16 protein-coding genes are annotated in these 17,543 nt (G+C 72.9%); 9 read left to right on the top strand and 7 right to left on the bottom strand.

What is annotated here, in order from left to right; translation table 11 throughout:
* The first annotated feature begins 73 nt into the window (after window positions 1–73).
* Together HTZ77_RS22370 and HTZ77_RS22365 are read left to right on the top strand one after the other, a co-directional pair.
* Window positions 74–748 (top strand): response regulator transcription factor, encoded by a 675-nt coding sequence (locus HTZ77_RS22370; RefSeq protein WP_175591597.1) that lies wholly within the window; start codon window positions 74–76, stop codon window positions 746–748.
* Window positions 741–2,087, top strand: coding sequence for a sensor histidine kinase (locus HTZ77_RS22365; RefSeq protein ID WP_175591596.1), 1,347 nt, complete (start codon window positions 741–743; stop codon window positions 2,085–2,087). The genes HTZ77_RS22370 and HTZ77_RS22365 overlap by 8 nt, the downstream gene beginning before the upstream one ends.
* Here the strand turns inward: HTZ77_RS22365 and folP are convergent.
* Window positions 2,084–3,007, bottom strand: a complete 924-nt coding sequence (gene folP, locus HTZ77_RS22360) for a dihydropteroate synthase (protein WP_175591595.1) — start codon at window positions 3,005–3,007, stop codon at window positions 2,084–2,086. The two genes, HTZ77_RS22365 and folP, sit on opposite strands and share 4 nt — an antisense overlap.
* 494 nt (window positions 3,008–3,501) lie before the next feature.
* Window positions 3,502–4,371: a LysR family transcriptional regulator gene (locus tag HTZ77_RS22355; protein WP_175591594.1), complete on the bottom strand. Its 870-nt coding sequence runs from the start codon at window positions 4,369–4,371 to the stop codon at window positions 3,502–3,504.
* An 822-nt stretch (window positions 4,372–5,193) separates the two neighbouring features.
* On the opposite strand from HTZ77_RS22355, the gene HTZ77_RS22350 reads away from it, so the two are divergent.
* On the top strand, window positions 5,194–6,183 hold the full coding sequence (locus tag HTZ77_RS22350) for a neutral zinc metallopeptidase (protein WP_205303034.1): 990 nt from the start codon (window positions 5,194–5,196) through the stop codon (window positions 6,181–6,183).
* A 130-nt stretch (window positions 6,184–6,313) separates the two neighbouring features.
* Window positions 6,314–8,053: an LCP family protein gene (locus tag HTZ77_RS22345; protein WP_175591593.1), complete on the top strand. Its 1,740-nt coding sequence runs from the start codon at window positions 6,314–6,316 to the stop codon at window positions 8,051–8,053.
* A gap of 44 nt (window positions 8,054–8,097) precedes the next feature.
* Here the strand turns inward: HTZ77_RS22345 and HTZ77_RS22340 are convergent, their stop codons facing one another.
* Window positions 8,098–10,128: a spermine/spermidine synthase domain-containing protein gene (locus HTZ77_RS22340; protein ID WP_175591592.1), complete on the bottom strand. Its 2,031-nt coding sequence runs from the start codon at window positions 10,126–10,128 to the stop codon at window positions 8,098–8,100.
* Between the two features lie 256 nt (window positions 10,129–10,384).
* Between HTZ77_RS22340 and HTZ77_RS22335 the strand changes: the two genes are divergently transcribed.
* Entirely contained in the window at window positions 10,385–11,737 is a 1,353-nt protein-coding gene (locus HTZ77_RS22335) for a S8 family peptidase (protein ID WP_175591591.1), read from the top strand.
* Window positions 11,738–11,761: 24 nt separating this feature from the next.
* Here HTZ77_RS22335 and HTZ77_RS45380 read toward each other — a convergent pair whose 3' ends face one another.
* Both HTZ77_RS45380 and HTZ77_RS45375 read right to left on the bottom strand, forming a co-directional pair.
* Window positions 11,762–12,499 carry an ABC transporter permease gene (locus HTZ77_RS45380; protein WP_328808699.1) on the bottom strand — a complete coding sequence of 246 codons (738 nt, stop codon included), beginning with the start codon at window positions 12,497–12,499 and terminating at the stop codon, window positions 11,762–11,764.
* Complete coding sequence (locus HTZ77_RS45375; RefSeq protein ID WP_205303032.1) at window positions 12,496–13,242, bottom strand: ABC transporter ATP-binding protein; 747 nt, start codon at window positions 13,240–13,242, stop codon at window positions 12,496–12,498. The genes HTZ77_RS45380 and HTZ77_RS45375 overlap by 4 nt, the downstream gene beginning before the upstream one ends.
* Window positions 13,243–13,303: 61 nt before the next feature.
* Between HTZ77_RS45375 and HTZ77_RS22325 the strand changes: the two genes are divergently transcribed.
* On the top strand, window positions 13,304–14,014 hold the full coding sequence (locus HTZ77_RS22325; protein WP_175591590.1) for a TetR/AcrR family transcriptional regulator: 711 nt from the start codon (window positions 13,304–13,306) through the stop codon (window positions 14,012–14,014).
* Here the strand turns inward: HTZ77_RS22325 and HTZ77_RS22320 are convergent.
* Window positions 13,937–14,251 (bottom strand): DUF4190 domain-containing protein, encoded by a 315-nt coding sequence (locus HTZ77_RS22320; RefSeq protein WP_175591589.1) that lies wholly within the window; start codon window positions 14,249–14,251, stop codon window positions 13,937–13,939. The two genes, HTZ77_RS22325 and HTZ77_RS22320, sit on opposite strands and share 78 nt — an antisense overlap.
* 102 nt (window positions 14,252–14,353) lie before the next feature.
* Between HTZ77_RS22320 and HTZ77_RS22315 the strand changes: the two genes are divergently transcribed.
* Window positions 14,354–14,830, top strand: a complete 477-nt coding sequence (locus HTZ77_RS22315) for a nitroreductase family deazaflavin-dependent oxidoreductase (protein WP_175591588.1) — start codon at window positions 14,354–14,356, stop codon at window positions 14,828–14,830.
* 65 nt (window positions 14,831–14,895) lie between these two features.
* Complete coding sequence (locus tag HTZ77_RS22310) at window positions 14,896–15,738, top strand: ion transporter (protein ID WP_175591587.1); 843 nt, start codon at window positions 14,896–14,898, stop codon at window positions 15,736–15,738.
* A gap of 34 nt (window positions 15,739–15,772) precedes the next feature.
* On the opposite strand, the gene rpsD is transcribed toward HTZ77_RS22310, so the two are convergent.
* On the bottom strand, window positions 15,773–16,387 hold the full coding sequence (gene rpsD / locus HTZ77_RS22305) for a 30S ribosomal protein S4 (RefSeq protein ID WP_175591782.1): 615 nt from the start codon (window positions 16,385–16,387) through the stop codon (window positions 15,773–15,775).
* Window positions 16,388–16,463: 76 nt separating this feature from the next.
* On the opposite strand from rpsD, the gene HTZ77_RS22300 reads away from it, so the two are divergent.
* Window positions 16,464–17,324: a DUF2470 domain-containing protein gene (locus HTZ77_RS22300; protein ID WP_175591586.1), complete on the top strand. Its 861-nt coding sequence runs from the start codon at window positions 16,464–16,466 to the stop codon at window positions 17,322–17,324.
* Window positions 17,325–17,543: the final 219 nt, after the last annotated feature.

The following is a 17,543-nucleotide window of genomic DNA, read 5'->3' as shown; positions in this document are numbered from 1 at the left end:
AGCCTGAGACCGGCTGAGACGGCTCTCAGGCTTCTCAGCTCCGTCACAGGACGGGCACGGGAGGATGGGGCGCATGAGAGTACTGGTCGTCGAGGACGAGCGGCGGATGGCGGCGGCGTTGCAGCGCGGGCTGCAGGCCGAGGGGTTCGCCGTCGATCTCGCCCACGACGGCGAGGACGGGCTGCACCTGGCCCGGCACGGCGACTACGACGTGGTGGTGCTGGACATCATGCTGCCGCGCCTGTCGGGCTACAACGTGTGCAAGCGGCTGCGCGCCGAGGACAACTGGGTGCCGATCCTCATGCTCTCCGCCAAGGACGGCGAATATGACATGGCCGACGGGCTCGACCTGGGCGCCGACGACTACCTGACCAAGCCGTTCTCGTACGTGGTGCTGGTGGCGCGGCTGCGCGCGCTGCTACGGCGCGACGCGGGGCGGCGTCCCGCGGTGCTGACGGCCGGCGACCTGTCGCTCGACCCGGCGCGGCGCAAGGTCCTGCGCGGCGAGACGCCGGTGGAGCTGACGCCCCGCGAGTTCGCGCTGCTGGAGTACCTGATGCGCCGGCGCGACGAGGTGGTGTCGAAGGCGGAGATCCTGGAGCACGTCTGGGACACCTTCGACACCGACCCCAACGTGGTCGAGGTGTACGTCGGCTACCTGCGCCGCAAGCTCGACGGCCCGTTCGGCCGCAACGCCCTGCAGACCGTGCGCGGCGCGGGCTACCGGCTGGCCGGCGACGGTGGCTGACACCCCGCTGGCGTGGTGGCGGCGGCAGGGGCTGCGCTTCCGGCTGAGCGTCGTGGCGGCCGCCGTGCTAGCGGCCGCGCTCGCGCTGTCGGCGTCGGTGCTGCTGAACGTGCTCGACCGGGCGCTGGTCGACACCATCGACGAGACGACGTGGCAGCAGGCGCAGACGGTGCGCGTGCACGCCGACGCGGGCACCCTGACCAACCCGATCACCACCAACGACGGCACGATCGTGCAGGTCATCGACGCCTCCGGCCGCATCACGCACGCCACGTACGGCACCGACCGGCTGGTGCCGCTGCTCGGCGCCCGCGAGCGGGCGCGGGTGCTGCGCGAGGGCACGGCCCGCTTCATGGACGGCCGGCCGTACGCGATACCGGGGCCGCTGCGGGTGGTGGCGGTCAGCGCCGACCACGGGCGCACGGTGCTGGCGGCCAGGCCCGTGGGCGAGATCCAGACGAGCGTCGGCACGGCGGGACGCGTGCTGCTCGTCGGCACGCCGCTGCTCGTCGTGGTGCTGGCCCTGGCGAGCTGGGTGATCATCGGGCGGACGCTGCGGCCGATCGCGGCGCTGCGCCGGGGCGCGGCCGAGATCACGCACACGGCCCGCTCGCGGCGGCTGCCCGTGCCGGAGTCGCGCGACGAGGTCCACTGGCTGGCCGTCACACTGAACGGCATGCTCGCCCGGCTGGAGGAGGCCGAGCAGCGGCAGCGGGCGCTGGTGTCCGACGCCGCGCACGAACTGCGCAGCCCTCTGGCCAGCATCCGGCTGCAACTGGAGGTGGCGCTCGGCCACCCGGAGGGCCAGGACTGGCCGGAGACGGCCGAGGGCGTGCTGGAGGACGCGATGCGGCTGTCGCGGCTGGCCGAGGACCTGCTCGCGCTGGCCCGGCTGGACGAGCGCGGCGGGGTGCCCGCCCGCAGCGAGCCGGTCGACCTCGACGAGGTGGTGCGGCAGACCGTCGACCGGTACGGCGAGGCGCGGCTGACCGTCTGCGACCCGGTGGTGGTGCGGGGCGACGCCCTGGACCTGAGCCGCGTGCTGACGAACCTGGTGGACAACGCGGTCCGGCACACCTCCTCCAAGGTGGAGGTGGCGCTGACGCGCGACGGGGTGCTGACGGTGACCGACGACGGGCCGGGCATCCCGGAGGCGGACCGGGAGCGGGTCTTCAACCGGTTCACGCGGCTCGACTCGGGGCGCAGCCGCGACGAGGGCGGGGCCGGGCTGGGGCTGGCGATCGTGCGGGAGACGGTGCGGGCCCACGGCGGCACGGTCCACCTGGAGGACGCCGGGCCGGGGCTGCGCGCGGTCGTGCGCCTGCCACCGGCCCTCTAACCCTGGGGCCGGTCCCCGCTCCGGAGGCCGGGTCCGGCTCCGGCCTCGTCTCCGGCTCCGGCTTCGTCTCCGTCTCCGGCTTCGGCGGGCGGGACGAGGCGGGTGATCTCGTTCAGGGCCGTACGGGCGGAGGCGGCGTCGTGGACGCGGAACACGCGCGCCCCGAGCAGCGCCGACACCGCCAGGGTGGCGATGGTGCCGGCGTGCCGCTCCTCGACGGGCAGACCGCCGAGCGTCTCGCCCACGAAGTCCTTGTTGGACACCGCCACGAGCACCGGCCAGCCCGTGGCCGTCATCTCGCCGAGCCGGCGGCTGACCTCCAGCGAGTGGTAGGTGTTCTTGCCGAAGTCGTGGGCCGGGTCGACGAGGATCGACTCGCGTGGCACCCCGGCGGCCACGGCGGCGCGCGCCAGGGAGACCGTGTGGGCGACGACGTCGGCCACCACGTCGGCGTAGGCGACCCGGTGCGGCCGGGTGCGGGGGGCGGCCGGGCCCGCGTGGGCGCACACCAGCCCGACGCCGTGCCGCGCCGCCACCTCGGCCAGGCCCGGATCGGGGCCGCCCCAGGTGTCGTTGAGCAGGTCGGCGCCGGCCCGGGCGACGACGTCGCCCACCTCGGCCCGCCACGTGTCGACGCTGATGATCAGCTCGGGGTGCCGTTCGCGGACGGCCTCGACCAGCCCGGCGACCCGGCGGATCTCCTCGCGGGGGTCCACCTCGTCGCCCGGGCCCGCCTTGACGCCGCCGATGTCCACGATGTCGGCGCCGCCCTCGACGGCCCGGTCCACCGCCTCGACGGCCGCGCCGAAGCCGTAGGTGCGTCCCTTGTCGTAGAACGAGTCGGGCGTTCGGTTGACCACGGCCATCACCGCGTACTCCCCCGGCCCGAACGTCCGGTGGCGCAGCCGCAAAGTGCTCATCAGGGGCGAGCGTACCGCGCACCGGGGCGTCGGCGTCCGGCGCTCGGCCGCCCCTGTGCCGGTGTCGCGGCCGTTCCCTCACCGGCGGTTCCCCCACCGGCCGTTCTCCCACCGGCCCGTCCCTGGCGTTCCCGGACGCCCTCCTCCCGTCTCCTGCCGGACCCGGGACCGTTCCAGGGAAGGTCGCGCGCCGCGAGCGTCGCCGGAGCCGGGCCGATGGACTGAGCCGTCACGAACGGCGGGACGGCGGCGACAGGGCCGGTGGTGCGGAGTACGGGCCGCGCAGGTCGGGCGGGGCCGTTTCCGGAGGGCGCCGCACCTGTGGCGGCGGGTGGCCGGAGAAGGTGCCACGCGTCGGGAGGTGCGAGACCGGAGAGGCGCCGTACCGGGAAGGCACGGGGCCGGTGGAGAGGCGGCACCGGAGGAGGTCGGTGCCGGCGGCGGGGCCGGGGCCCTGCGGGGAGTCGAGGGGTGAGGGGATCGGGCCGATGCCGTCAGGCGGCGGAGCCCTTCTCGGCGGTGGACAGGAAGTCCTGGGCGATGAGCGGCAGGCGGCGGCGGGCGTGGACGACGGCGATGACGCGCCGGACGGCGGGTTCGAGCGAGCGCACCACGAGCCCGGCCCGGCTGGCCTGCTCGGCCATGCCCCGGTACCACAGCAGGGACGCCCGGCCGCTGCGCACGGCGTTGAGCCAGCCGTTGCGCTCGTCGGTCTCCAGGACCACCACCGGGTTGACGGAGTACTTGCCGAACATCGCGTCCAGCTCCCTGCGCCGGAGGCTGCCGCGGGCGGGCAGCGCGAGGCGCATGCCGTCGAGCCGGCCCATCGGCACCGGGTTCGGCAGCTCCATGCCGGGAGGCGAGATCAGCACGATCTCCTGGCGTTCCAGGGGATGGGTGATCAGGTCGGCCGGCACGGGCAGGTCGGTGAGCCCGAGGTCGGCGCGTTGCTCCCGGATGGCGTTGACCACGGCCTCACGTCCCTCGCAGCGGACGATCTGGACGCGGACGCCGGGATGCTCGGCCGTGTAGGCCGGCAGGAGGCGCCCGGCGAGGCCGGGTTCGAGGGTGGGGGTGGAGGCGATGCGCAGCTCCGTCTCTGCGGAGCCGGCATGGCTGGCGAGACCTTCGATCTCGTGGACGGCGTCGAGCGCCTCCCTCGCCAGCTTCACCACCCGGCGGCCCTGGGCGGTGACCACGACACCGCGTCCGGACCGGGCGAAGAGCGTCAGGCCGAGTTCGCGTTCCAGGTCCCGTATCGCACGCGAGAGCGCAGGCTGTGCGATGTAGAGCGACCTGGCCGCATCGGTCATGGTGCGGTGCTCCGCAGTCGCGACCACATAGCGGAGCTGCTGGAGGTTCATGGCAAAGAAGCTAGGACACCACCCGCCGACTGGTAGGGAACATGACGGAGATCACCTCGAATGATTTCGGACCGTAACCGAGTGCTGTCACATCCGTGACGGGTGAGAAATCAGTATGCTTCTGCCCCAAATTTGGCAAAGCTCCGGCAAGTGGCTTCCCAAGTCACGCATTACGGACGATTGATCAGTGGGGGCGACAGCGTGACAGGCAACGGGCAGTATCCCCCCACGCCCCAGGAGCCCGGTCAGCCCCAGCGGCCCCCTTCGCTGCCCTGGCCGCCGCCCGGCCATGCCCGCCCGGACGGCCAGACTCCTCCGCCGCCCCCGAACGCTTCGCCGTACGGTCCGGGGCCCCAAGCGGGACAGCCGTACGGTCCGGGGCCTCAGCCGGGGCAGCCGTACAGCCCGGGACCTCAGCCGGGGCCGCCGTACGCCCACCCTCCGGCGCCGCCGCAGCCGCCGTACGGGCAACCCTCGGCCCCCGCCCAGTCCCCCCACGGACAGCCCACAGCGCCGCCTCAGGGCATGCCCTACCAAGGGACGCCCGCGCCACCCCAGCCCCCGTACGGCCAACCCACAGCCCCCTCCCAGCCCCCGTACGGGCAGCCCCCCGCGCCGCGCCACGGCATGCCTCCGCACGGCGGGGCGCCGTTCCCGCCCCAGGGCCCCGCCCACCAGGCGCCGCCTCCCGGCGGGCCGGCATGGCCCGGGCCTCAGCAGCACCCCCAGCAGCCCTACCCGCCGGGGCAGGCCGGCGGGCACCGGCCGCCCCCTCCCCCGCCCCCGCACGGGTGGCCACAGCAGCCGCGCCGGAAGCGGGGCATGTCGGCGGCCGGCGTCGTGGGCCTGGTGTTCGGGTCGGTGGCGGCGCTGTTCGTGCTGCTCGTCATCGGCAGCGTGGCGCTCAGGAGCTCGTCCGGCAGCGACACGACCACGCCCGTCGCCATCCCCACGTACGAGCCGCCGACGCGCAGCAGGGACCCGTTCCCGACGGCCAGCGAGGACCGGCCCACCCAGACCAGGACGACGGAGACGAGCACCCCCGAGGAGACCGCCGAGCCGCCCGCCCAGGTCAAGCTGGACCGCGGACTGAAGACGAACACGGTCTACCGCGGCGGCTCGCTGCCGCGGCTGAACTGCCCGGCCGGCAACGCGAACGTCTTCGACCACGCCCAGCTCAAGGCGCTCATCCTGAAGACCGGCGCGTGCATGAACCGGGCGTGGAAGCCGGTCCTGGAGAAGCAGGGCATCCCGTTCAGCGCGCCGAACTACGCGATCGCGGCCAAGCGCGGCCGGGGCGCGTGCGGCGACTATCCGCAGCCGGGCGGCATGGTCCCGTACTACTGCCCGCGCAACAACACGATCTACGCCTCGACGTCGGCGATGGCGCGGGGCAACGGCAGGTCGCGCGGGTACGGGCAGATCCTGGCGTGGAACGGCGGGATCATCAGCATGATGGCCCACGAGTACGGCCACCACGTCCAGAACCTGACGGGCCTGATGGACTCCTGGTGGGAGAAGACCCTGGACACCCGCGACCGGGGCGGGAAGCTGGGGCTGAGCCGCCGGCTAGAGCTCCAGGCCACCTGCTTCGCGGGCATGTGGATGCGCTCGGTCGCCACGTCGTACCCGGTGAACACCTCCAACCGCGGCCGCCTGTTCTGGCTCTACAGCCAGGTCGGCGACTACCCGGGCTACCCGCGCGACCACGGCTCGCCGCCGAACAACAACCGGTGGTTCCGGCAGGGCTGGGAGCGCAGCGAGACGTACCAGTGCAACACCTGGATGGCCCCCTCCTCGACGACGTCCTGAGGTCATACGGCGTTCATCTCAGGTTGAGCACATGTCTCGGTTGTCCCTATATGGGGACTAGAATCCTGGCAATCTTGTGCCCAACGGGGGGCAAAACCGAGTTTTGCCAGGTAGGCGTTAAGGAGCCGGTGTGAGCAAGCGCGATGGGGTAGACACCGCGGCGGGGGGCGGGAATCGGCGCCCCCGCCGTCCTCGCGCGGCGTCCGGCGCCCGGCCGGGCCCCTCCGCTCAGGAGGGCCCCGAAGCCCTGGACGGGCCGCCGGACGGCCCTGAGGCGGACCAGACGCGCGAGGTCGCGAAACCGGCCGCGCCGGGCGGGAAGGGCGGCAAAGGCGGTAAGGGCGGCAAGGGCGCGCCGAAGGGCGGCGGCAAGGGGAGCCGGGGCCCGGGACGTCCGGGCGGTGCCGCGCCGCGCTTCGCCAGGCCGCTGAACGTCGGCTCGATCCTCGGCTGGACCGCGCTGTCCGCGATCGTGCCGGGCGTCGCGCACCTGCGCGCGGGGCACCGCCGCACGGGCCTGGCGCTGGTCGGCGTGTACGCGGTGCTGCTGCTCGGCGCGCTGGCCTACTACCTGGTCAACGGCTTGCAGACCCTTTCGAGCCTGGCCAGCACCGACGCGATGCTCACGGTCGTGGTGGTCGCCTCGCTGGGGGCGCTGAGCTGGTTCGCCCTGATCGTGACGTCCTACGTGACGCTCCGCCCCAACCGGCTGAACCAGCAGGGCCAGATCGTCTCCGGCATCGCGGTGGGCATGCTGTGCGTGGCGGTCATGGCGCCGTTCGCGCTGACCGCGCAGACCGTGCTGTCGGCCAGGGACGCCGTCCAGACCATCTTCCGCAGCACCCCCGACGACCCCGCCATCGCGCCGATCAAGAAGGAAGATCCGTGGAACGGCGCGGACCGGGTCAACTTCCTGCTCATCGGCGGTGACGCGGCCGGCAACCGGACGGGCGTGCGCACCGACAGCATGACGGTGGCCAGCATCGACCTCCGGACGGGCAACACGGTGCTGTTCAGCCTGCCGCGCAACCTCCAGCACGTGCGCTTCCCGCCGACCTCCCCGCTGCACAAGCAGTTCCCGAACGGCTACATGGCCGAGCTGCCGAACGGCGGCCTGCTCAACGAGGTCTGGCAGTACGCCAACGAGCACCCGCAGCTCATGGGCGGCCACAACAAGGGCCCCCGGGCACTGATGGACGCCATCGGCTACACGCTCAACCTCAAGATCGACTACTACATGCTGATGAACATGTTCGGCTTCGCCGACCTGGTGGACGCCATCGGCGGTCTGAAGATCCGCGTCGAGCAGGACGTCAAGTGGGGCGGCCACTTCGGCACCGCCGGCACGATCAGGGCGGGCTACCGGAAGCTGACCGGCGAGCAGGCCCTGTGGTACGGCCGGTCCCGGGTCAACAGCGACGACTTCTCCCGCATGGGCCGCCAGCGGTGCGTCATCGGCGCCTTCGCCAAGCAGGCCACCCCTGACAAGATCCTGACCAACTTCAGCAAGATCATGGCGGGGGCGAAGCGCCTGGCGCAGACCAACATCCCGCAGCCGCTCCTCCCGCCGCTGGTCGATCTGGCGCTGAAGGTCAAGAGTGCCAAGATCACCAGCATGCAGTTCGTGCCGCCGGACTTCTGGCCGGGCTCCGCCGACTGGGTCAAGATCCGCCGGTTCGCCGCCAAGGCGCTCGCCGACTCGGTCAAGACGCGCAGCGCCCAGGCGGCGAACGTCACCGCCTCCCCCGATACGCCCTCGTCGGGGGCGCCGACCTCGTCGAGCCCGGCGACGGCCGCACGGCCGAGCCAGACGCCGACCCGCAACGGCTCCAAGACGGCCAAGTCACTCGAAGAACTCTGCGGCCTCTGACGCGCCTTCCGGCCTCCCCTCCATGAGGGGAGGCCGGTCCCGTCTCAGGCGGAGACCGCGCCCCTGCGGGGCAGCAGCGCGAACGCGCCCAGGTAGAGCACGGCCGCGACGATGATCAGCCCCTTGTAGCCGATCACCAGCGCGAGGTACTCCAGGCAGCCGCCCACCATCGCGCCCAGCAGGTTGGCCCCGAACGAGGTGGTCGCGTCGGCCGCGTCGGAGAACCGCTTGGCGAAGACCACGTTCGCCGCGAAGATCGGCAGGAACGCCACCGTGACCGCCGCGACGGCCCGCAGCGGCAGCGGCAGGGACAGCAGCCACGCGTTGGGCACCAGCCAGGCCAGCAGCAGGCCGGCGAGCAGCACGCCGTACATGACGGGCAGCGGCGGGGTGCGGAAACGGCGCGTCACCTCGACGGCGGCCAGCACCGCGACGAGCACCCCGGCGAAGACCACGGCGTTGACCACCCACGTCGTGCCGAACAGCAGCGCGAACCCGGTCACGCTCTTGGTCTCCAGCAGCAGGAACGCCACCCCGAGCAGGAACAGGTCGGCGTACGGGCGCATCCGCCGGTAGGGGCCGGCCACGGCGCGCACGGCGATGAGGCTGACCGCGAGGATCAGGCCCAGGGTGATGAGGTAGATCGGCGGGATCGTGCGGTCCTTGAGGTAGAGGAACGGCCGGTCGTCGCCCGCGGGCGGCGGGGTGCCGGCCGTGGGCCCGGCCCAGGGGGCGGCGCAGCGCTGCGCGGCGGGGGTGAGGCCGGCCGTGATGACGGCCTGCTGCCCGGCGGTGCTGACGACGTCGACGCACGGGTCGTGGCCGAAGGCCGCCTTCACCGTCGAGGCCAGCCGGTCGACCAGCCAGCTCTCGCGGTAGTAGTTGTACATGGAGAAGGCGCCGCCCGGTTTGAGGTGGTCGCGGGCGGCCCGCATGGCCTCCTCGGTGAACAGGTAGCTCTCCAGGCGCAGCGAGCTGGCCCCCGACACGAGCGTGAGCGAGTCGGGCAGCGCGAACAGGATCAGGTCGTACTTGCCGGAGGTGCGCTCCAGGAAGGCGCGGCCGTCGGTGACGTGGGTGGTCACGCGCGGGTCGTCGTAGGGGTGGTCGGGGTGCTTGGAGCCGCCCAGCTCGCGCAGCTTGGGGTCGATCTCGACGGCGTCGACCCGGGAGACCCCCTTGGACAGGGCGATGGCGACGTCGGTGCCGCTGCCCGCGCCGACGATGAGCACGTCGCGGGGCGGCGTGGCGGCCCGCTCGTACGGCAGGCCGTACTGGCGCTCCCACTGGAGCCGGGCGGCGGCGGGCACGGCCTGCTGGTGCGGGATGCCGTTGACGGAGATGTCGGTCACCGGCACGCCGAGCTGGTCGAACTGCCGGAAGGTGACCTTGTAGTACGGCGACCACAGCGCGCCGGCGGTCAGCGTCTCGGCCAGGAGCAGCGCGACGACGGCGAGGGACGGCACGGTGACCAGCCCGAGGTAGGACACGAGCGGGCGCGGCGTCAGCAGCACCCCGTAGGCCAGGGCCGCGATCGCGCCCCAGAAGACGGGCGGCGCGCTGAGGAAGGACAGCGCGGTGAAGGCGGCGATGCCGGTGAGGCTGCCGATGAGGTCGTAGCGGTAGGCCTCCAGGCGCGGCAGCTCGGGGAAGCACCGGCCGACCAGCTCGGCGGGCCCCATGAGGACGAGCGCCGCCGCGCAGAAGATCACCGGCAGGATGAGCCAGGCGGGCGGCCCCTTGGTGGCCAGGCTCGTCCAGTAAAGGACGCCCTCGGTGTCGCGGTCGACGGTGACCGGGAACATGACGACCAGGACCACCAGCCCGAACAGCACGACGGGCGAGTAGTAGGGCTGGCCCTTGGCCCGGCCCACGCGCAGGAAGCCGAGCCCGATGCCGAGGAAGGAGCCGAGCAGCACGAAGTTCGTGAAGTAGCTCAGGTGGACGATGTTCGAGCCGGTCCAGCGAATCAGGGCCAGCTCCAGGAAGAGCATGAAGGCGCTGGCGAGGACGAGTCTCGGCCGCACCGCCAGCCAGTGGTCACCGGTGCGCGCCTGGGGGGCCTGGAGCGTCATGCCGCCTCACCGTAGTGAACTGATCGGCCGCGCGGAAGCCCGGCGGACGGAACTGATCGGCGGCGCGGAAGCCCACCAGAGGGAAGTGCATCGGCGGGACCGAAGGCCCCGGATCGGGCGGGCCGGAAACGACCGTGGCCGGTTCGCCCCCTTCGCGATGTTTCAGCAGGTCAGACGTTCGTGAACCGCTGGACGCGCCCCCGCGAATGCAGGAATGTGGGGGCGTCCGTTCCTTCGATCCCCGGGTGGTGACCCCATGCGCGTGCTCATCCAGCTCCGCCCCTCCCCTGACGTCGTCGAGGCCGTCGTCGACCCCGGTCGGAGCGCCACCGTGGCCGACGTGGCCGACGGCCTGCCCGGCGTCGCGCTCGACCACGCGTACACGCCGGTGGCGCTGCCGCGCCCGGTGCCGCCGCCCGGCGGCGACCCGCTGTCGCTCAACCAGCCGCTCGCCTTCTCGCTGGCCGCCGAGGACGCCTCGGTGCTGGTGCGCGGCGTCATCGCCGACGACGAGGTGGCCGCCCGCGTCGCCATGCTGTCGTCGCTTCGGCCCGACGTCACCGGCGTCTTCGCCGACCCGGTCATCCACACCACGCTGACCTGCGGCGGCGACCCGCCCGTCGGCACCTGGCACGACGTGGAGCGGTTGCTCGGCGCCGACGCGCTGCGCGCCGAGGGGCTCGACGGGACCGGCGTGGCGCTGGCCGTGCTCGACACCGGGATCAACCTCGCCCACACCGAGCGGCAGCTCGGCCGGGACGTCATCCTCGACGCGGCGCGAAGCTGGGTGCCGGCGGGCGTCGACGGGCGGCCCGGCCAGTTCGAGGTGGACCACGGCACGATGTGCGCCTTCGACACGCTCATCGGCGCGCCCCGGGCGACGCTCGTGGACGTGCCGGTGCTGCTGTCGCGCCGCCCCGGCGGCTCGGCGCTCGACGGGCTGCTGTCGGACGCGGTGGCCGCGTTCGGGCACCTGCGGGGGGTGCTGGAGGCGCAGCCCGCCGAGACGCGCGCCCTGGTGGTCTCCAACTCGTGGGGGTCGTTCTCCCCCGAGTGGGACTTCCCGGTCGGCCATCCGGGCAACTACTCCGACAACCCGGCCCACCCGTTCAACCTCATGGTCACCGCTCTGGACGAGGCGGGGGCCGACGTGCTGTTCGCGGCGGGCAACTGCGGCCGCCAGTGCCGCGACGGCCGCTGCGCCTACCCCGACCGGCCGATCGTCGGGGCCAACTCCCACGCCAAGGCGCTGTCCATCGGCGGCGTCGACATCAGCGGCGAGCGGGTCGGCTACTCCTCGCAGGGGCCCGGGCGGCTGACCGCCCGCAAGCCGGACGTGTGCGCCTACACGCACTTCTCCGGCTCGCGGGCGTTCGGCGACACCGAGCCCGACTCGGGCACCTCGGCGGCCACGCCGGTCGCCGCCGGGCTGGTCGCGGCGATCCGCACCCGCTGGCCGTGCACCCGGCTGTCGCCGTCGCAACTGCGGGCGCTGCTGCGCCGCACCGCCGACGACCGCAGCGAGGTGGGCTTCGACTTCGACTACGGGTACGGGGTCATCGACCCGGAAGGGATCGTGGCGGCGCTGCGGCGCCGGTCCGCCGCCTGAACCCCGTGCAACCGGCCCGCGTGTTCAGGCGTTCTCGCGGCTGAACACGCGGGTGCCGACGGCGACGCTCACCACGGCCAGCACCGCGGTCACCGCCACGCCCAGCCCCACCGTGCCGGTGGCGTAGTGCCCGGCGAACAGGTCGCGCAGCGCCTCCAGCACGTACCGGAACGGGCTGATCCGCGAGAGCACGTCGAGCCAGCCCGGCGCCATCGACATCGGCAGGAACGAGCCGGACAGCAGCGCCAGCGGCAGGACGATCGTGCTCATCACGGGCGCGAACAGGTTCTCGTCGATGGTGAGCGCCACCGCGTACGACAGCGAGGCGAGGCTCGCGCCCAGCACGACGACCAGCGCGAGCCCCGCCAGCAGGCCGGCGGCCGGCGCCCGCAGCCCGAACGCGTAGCCGACGGCGACGAGCACGACGGTCTGCAGCAGGAGCGCGACGACGTTGTTGAGCACCCGGCCGAGCAGCAGCGCCAGGCGGCTGGCCGGGGTGACGCGCATCCGTTCCAGCACCCCGAAGCGCCGATCGAAGACGACGCCGAACCCGGCCATGCCGGTGCTCACGAGCCCGAGCTGCACGATCAGGCCCGGCACGAGCGTCTCCCAGGTGCCGATCGTGGCGAAGATCGGCCCGAACAGGACGAGGAACACCATCGGCTGGATGGCGCCGAAGACGAGGCCGAACTTCTGCTGGAGCGTGATGGCGAGGTTGTGACGGAACAGCAGCCACGTGTCGCGAGCCGCGGACCCGATCACGCGGACACCTCCTCGCGCAGCGAGCGGCCGGTGATGTCGAGGAAGACGTCGTCGAGGGTGCGGCCGCCGGCCTTCAGCTCCGCCGGGCTGCCCTCGGCGACGATCCGGCCGCCGTCGATGATCAGGAGGCGGTCGCAGAGCGCGTCGGCCTCGTCGAGGTAGTGCGTGGTCAGGAACACCGTCATCCCGTGGTCGGCGCGCAGCGCGCGGATGTGGTCCCAGAGGTGGGCGCGGCTCTGGGGGTCGAGCCCCGTGGTGGGCTCGTCGAGGAAGAGCAGCGGCGGGCGGTGCAGCAGCCCGAACGCCAGGTCGAAGCGGCGCCGCTGGCCGCCCGACAGCGCTCCGCCGGGCAGGTGCTCCATGCCGGTCAGCTCCAGCAGGGCCAGCACCTCGGCGACGCGCTCGCGCGCCCGCTCGCGGTTCATGCCGTACAGCATGGCCTGCAGCACCAGGTCGCCGGCCGGTGGCGCGGCGAGGTTGACGCCGCCGGACTGCGAGACGTAGCCGATGCGCCGCCGCACGCCCGCCGGGTCGGCGAGCAGGTCGTGGCCCGCGACCGTCGCGCTCCCCGAGGTCGGGGCCAGGAGCGTGGTGAGCATGCGCATGGTCGTGCTCTTGCCGGCGCCGTTCGGGCCGAGGAAGCCCACGATCTGGCCGGGCTCGACCATGATGTCCACGCCTTTGACGGCTTCCACGCCGCTCTTGAAGGTCTTCGTCAGACCTGTGGTCTCGATCAAGTTCATCGCCTCCAAAATTACAGTAGCCACAATTTTGGAGTGACTGCAAGTTGGGTAGCATGGCTCCATGGAGGAAGGACTGCGCGAGCGCAAGAAGCGGGAGACCCGCCGCCGGATCTCCGACATGGCGACGGGCCTGTTCCTGATGCGCGGGTTCGACCAGGTCACGGTGGCGGAGGTGGCGCGCGCGGCCGACGTGTCGGTCAACACCGTCTTCAACTACTTCGGCACCAAGGAGGACCTCTTCCTCGACCGGCAGGCCGATCTGGAGGAGATCTACCGGGGGGTCGTCCGTGACCGGCGGCCCGGCGAGAGCGTGGTGGACGCCTTCCGGCGCGACTTCCTCGACGCGCTGGACACCGGCGACTGGCGCTACGGCTTCCACGAGGGGGCCGAGGTGTGGGGGCGCGTGGTGGCGGAGAGCCCGGCGCTGCGGGCGCGGACGCTGGAGATCGAGCGTCAGGTGATGGCGTGCGTGGCCGCCGCGATCGAGGAGGAGGCCGACGCCGATCCCGACGACGTGCGGCCGGAGCTGGTGGCGGCGCAGATCCTCAGCACGACGCGGCTGCTGTCACGGCACGCGCTGCGCCGCCGGACGGCGGGCGAGAGCCCGCGCGAGGTCGAGGCATGGCTGCGCGAGCAGGCCGAGGCGCTCTTCGACCTGCTGGAGTCGGGGATCGGCGGCTACGGCCGGCGCCCGCTAGTGGTTGCTGAAGACGGCGAGGCCGCCGGCGACGAGGAAGAGGACGACGTAGAGGGCGATCATCGCCGCCCATAGGCAGGTGCTGACGATGCCGCAGATGCGACCGGCCTGCACCATGCCCCGGTTCTCGAAGTAGTAGCCGCTGCCGTCGATCTCCTGCAGCGCCTTGTTGCCCATCACCCAGGCGAACGGGCCGAGCAGGCCGCACACGACCAGGCTGAGGATGCCCAGCACGAGGATCGTCGTGCCGTTGGGGTGGGTCTGCGGCGGCGGCCCGTAGGGGGAAGGGCCGTAGTTCGGAGGATAGGACATCTGCGCTCGCCCCTCGTCGGTCGCCTGACAGCCGGTTTTTTATATCACGAAGGCGGCCGCCCAGGCACTTGACCTAGCGCTTGCTACGGCTACACTCGCGGCATGATCCAGGTCCTCAAGCCCTTCGCCCAGTGGATGGCCTCGACCGACTGGTTCCTGCGGGTCGGTCCCCGGTTCGTCCCCAAGCTGGACCGCGCCCTCTACCGGCTGACCCGCGGCAAGATGATCAGCAGCGACCGCGTGGTGCCGTCGCTCGTGCTCATCACCACCGGCGCCAGGACGGGACAGCGACGGCACTCGCCGCTCGCCTGCCGGCCCGAGCCCGGCGGCGGCTTCCTCGTCGTCGGCAGCAACTTCGGCCGCGAGAAGCACCCGGCCTGGACCGGCAACCTCATGAAGACGCCGGAGGCCGCCGTCACCTACAAGGGCCGCGAGATCCCCGTCAGGGCCAGGCTGCTGACCGGCGAGGAGCGCGAGGCGGCCTGGCGCGGGCTGGTGGAGCAGTGGCCGCTCTACAACCGGTACGTGGAGACGGCGGGCGGCAGGGAGCTGCGGGTCTTCCGCCTCACCCCGCGATGATCGTCCGCATGATCGGCTACGGGATGATGGTGGAGTACCACCGAGATCCCTAGGAGTCCCCTCCCGTGCGCGAACGCGTTCACGCCGTCGTCACGAGCCGCCGTTTCCAGCAGCTCATCGTCGTCGTCATCCTGGTCAACGCCGCCACCCTCGGCCTGGAGACCGTGCCCGCGATCGCCGCGGGGCACGGCGCGACGCTCAAGGTGATCGACCACGCCGCGCTCTACGTCTTCGTCGCCGAGCTGCTGGCCAAGATCTACGCCGAGCGGGCCCGTTTCCTGCGCGACCCCTGGAACATCTTCGACGCGCTGATCGTCGCCATCGCGCTGGTCCCTTCGACCGGCGGCCTGTCGGTGCTGCGGTCACTGCGCATCCTGCGGGCGCTGCGCCTGCTGTCGGTGGTGCCCAGCCTGCGGCGCGTGGTGTCGGCGCTGTTGCGCGCCATGCCCGGGATGAGCTCCATCGTGGTGCTGCTCGGCCTGGTGCTGTACGTGGCCGGGGTGATGGCCACCAAGCTGTACGGCGGGGCCGCGCCCGAGCGCTTCGGCAGCCTGCCCGCCTCGCTGTTCACGCTCTTCCAGACCATGACGGGCGACGACTGGGGCAACATCGCCCGGGACGTGATGACCCTGCACCCGTCGGCCTGGATCTTCTTCACCGCGTTCATCCTGATCTCGACGTTCATCGTGCTCAACCTGTTCATGGCGGTGGTGGTGAGCGCGATGGACGAGGAGTCGGCGAGCGAGCGCGCCGAGCTGCGCGAGCTCGGCGACGAGTCGGCCGCCTCCACCCGGGCCGTCCTGGACGAGTCGGCCGCCGCCACCCGCGCCGTCCTGGAGGAGCTGGCGGCGCTGCGCCGCGAGGTCGCCGCCCTGCGGCGCGACGGCGTCCTCGACGGGCCCCGCTAGGACGGCGGCCCTCCCTCTCGGCGGGCCCGGCGGGTCAGCGGGAGTAGAACTCCACGACGAGCTGCTCGTCCACCGGCACCGTGATGTGCTCGCGCTGCGGCCGCGCCGTCAGCGTGAAGCGCAGCTCCGCGTGGTCGACCGACAGGTACGGCGCGATCCGCTCGTCGGCGTGGACGCCCTCGGCCGCGGCCACGAACGGCTGCATGCGCCGCGACCGCTCCCGCACCGAGACGACCTGGCCGGGCTTGACGAGGTAGCTGGGGATGTCCACCTTGCGGCCGTCCACGGCGATGTGGCCGTGGGTGACGTACTGGCGGGCCGCGTAGATGGACGGCGCGAGGCCGGCGCGCAGCACGAGGGAGGCCAGGCGGCTCTCCAGCAGCGTGACCAGCTCCGCGCCGGACGCGCCGGGCTTGCGCACGGCCAGGTCCCAGTAGCGGCGGAGCTGCCGCTCGGACACGTCGTAGTACCAGCGCAGCTTCTGCTTCTCCATCAGCCGCAGGCCGTAGTCGCCGGTGGTGCGGCGGTTGGTCTTGCGGCCGTGCTCGCCCGGCGGGTAGGGACGCTGCTCGAAGTAGCGGATGGCCTTCCTGGTCAGCGGCACGCCCGCGCGGCGGGACAGCCGCACCTTGGGACCGGTGTAGCGCACGTTCACCTCATGTGATTAGGTAATCCTTACTTAGGTAAGGCTAACCTAGTCTTCGCGTTGATCTCAAGGAGCCGCCATGCCGCCCATCGCCGAACGCGTCCGCACGCTCGCCGCGACGTCCTCGGTCGCTCGCGTGTCCCTCGACGGCGTCCCCTCCCCCGCGACCGGTGGCGTGGACGATCGCGGGCGGCCCGTGCTGCTGGTGCGGCCCGGCGAGCCGCTGCACGGCCTGCACGACGACGCCGTGGTGGCGGTCAACCTCACCGCGACGCGCCGCCTGGGCGAGGCCGAGCATCCGCGCGGGCTGCTGGAGGTGCAGGGCTGGGCACTGGCCGTGCCGGCGGAGGAGGCGCGGGCGGCGGCCGTCGCGGTCGCGGCCCGCAGCGCGGACGAGGCGCTGTTCACGGCGCTGGAGCGGTACGGCGAGCCGTCCGCGCCCCGGCTGCTGCGGCTGGACGTGGCGCAGGTCGTGTACCTGACCGGGCACGAGTCCGGCGTCCTGGACGCCGGCGAGTACCTCGACGCCGTCGCCGACCCGCTGGCGGAGACGGCCGAGCGCGTCCTGGCCCACGTCAACGAGGCGCACCGGGCGCAGCTCGCGAACGGCGTGGCGGCCCTGCTCGGCGAGCCCGCGCTCGCGGGCGAGGGCCTGCGCGGCGACGGCGGTCACGCCGGCGACACCTGGCACGCCGGCGACACGGGGCAGGCCGGCGCTTTCCACGACGACGGGCCCGTTGGCACAGCCGGCGCGGGCGGCTGCGGCGGGGCCGGTCCTTCCGGTGGCTCCTGGTGCGGCGACGTGTGGCTGTGGGAGCTCGACAGGTACGGCGCGACGGTCCGCGTGGAGGAGTCGCTGGTCCGCTTCCCGTGGCCGGCGACGGTGGCGACGGGCCAGGGGCTGGAGGCCGCGCTGCGCGGCCTGATGTGCACCTGCTGAGAACGGGCACGGCGCCCGCCTCTGCCGGCCGACTGCGCGGGGTGGCCCGGCCGGTGGCTCCCGGCCGATGGCGCCCTGCCGGTGATGCCCGGCCGGTGATGTCCGGCCGCTGATGCTCGGCCGCTGATGCTCGGCCGGGGCGCGGGCCGGGCGGGCCGCGTCGGCCACCATCTTGATCACGATTGTCGCGGGGCGGCCCATCCGGCTCCCGGCACTCAC

Source organism: Nonomuraea montanisoli (genome assembly GCF_013363975.1).
In the GTDB taxonomy this organism is placed as follows: domain Bacteria; phylum Actinomycetota; class Actinomycetes; order Streptosporangiales; family Streptosporangiaceae; genus Nonomuraea; species Nonomuraea montanisoli.
This window is presented reverse-complemented; position numbering and strand designations above follow the sequence as displayed.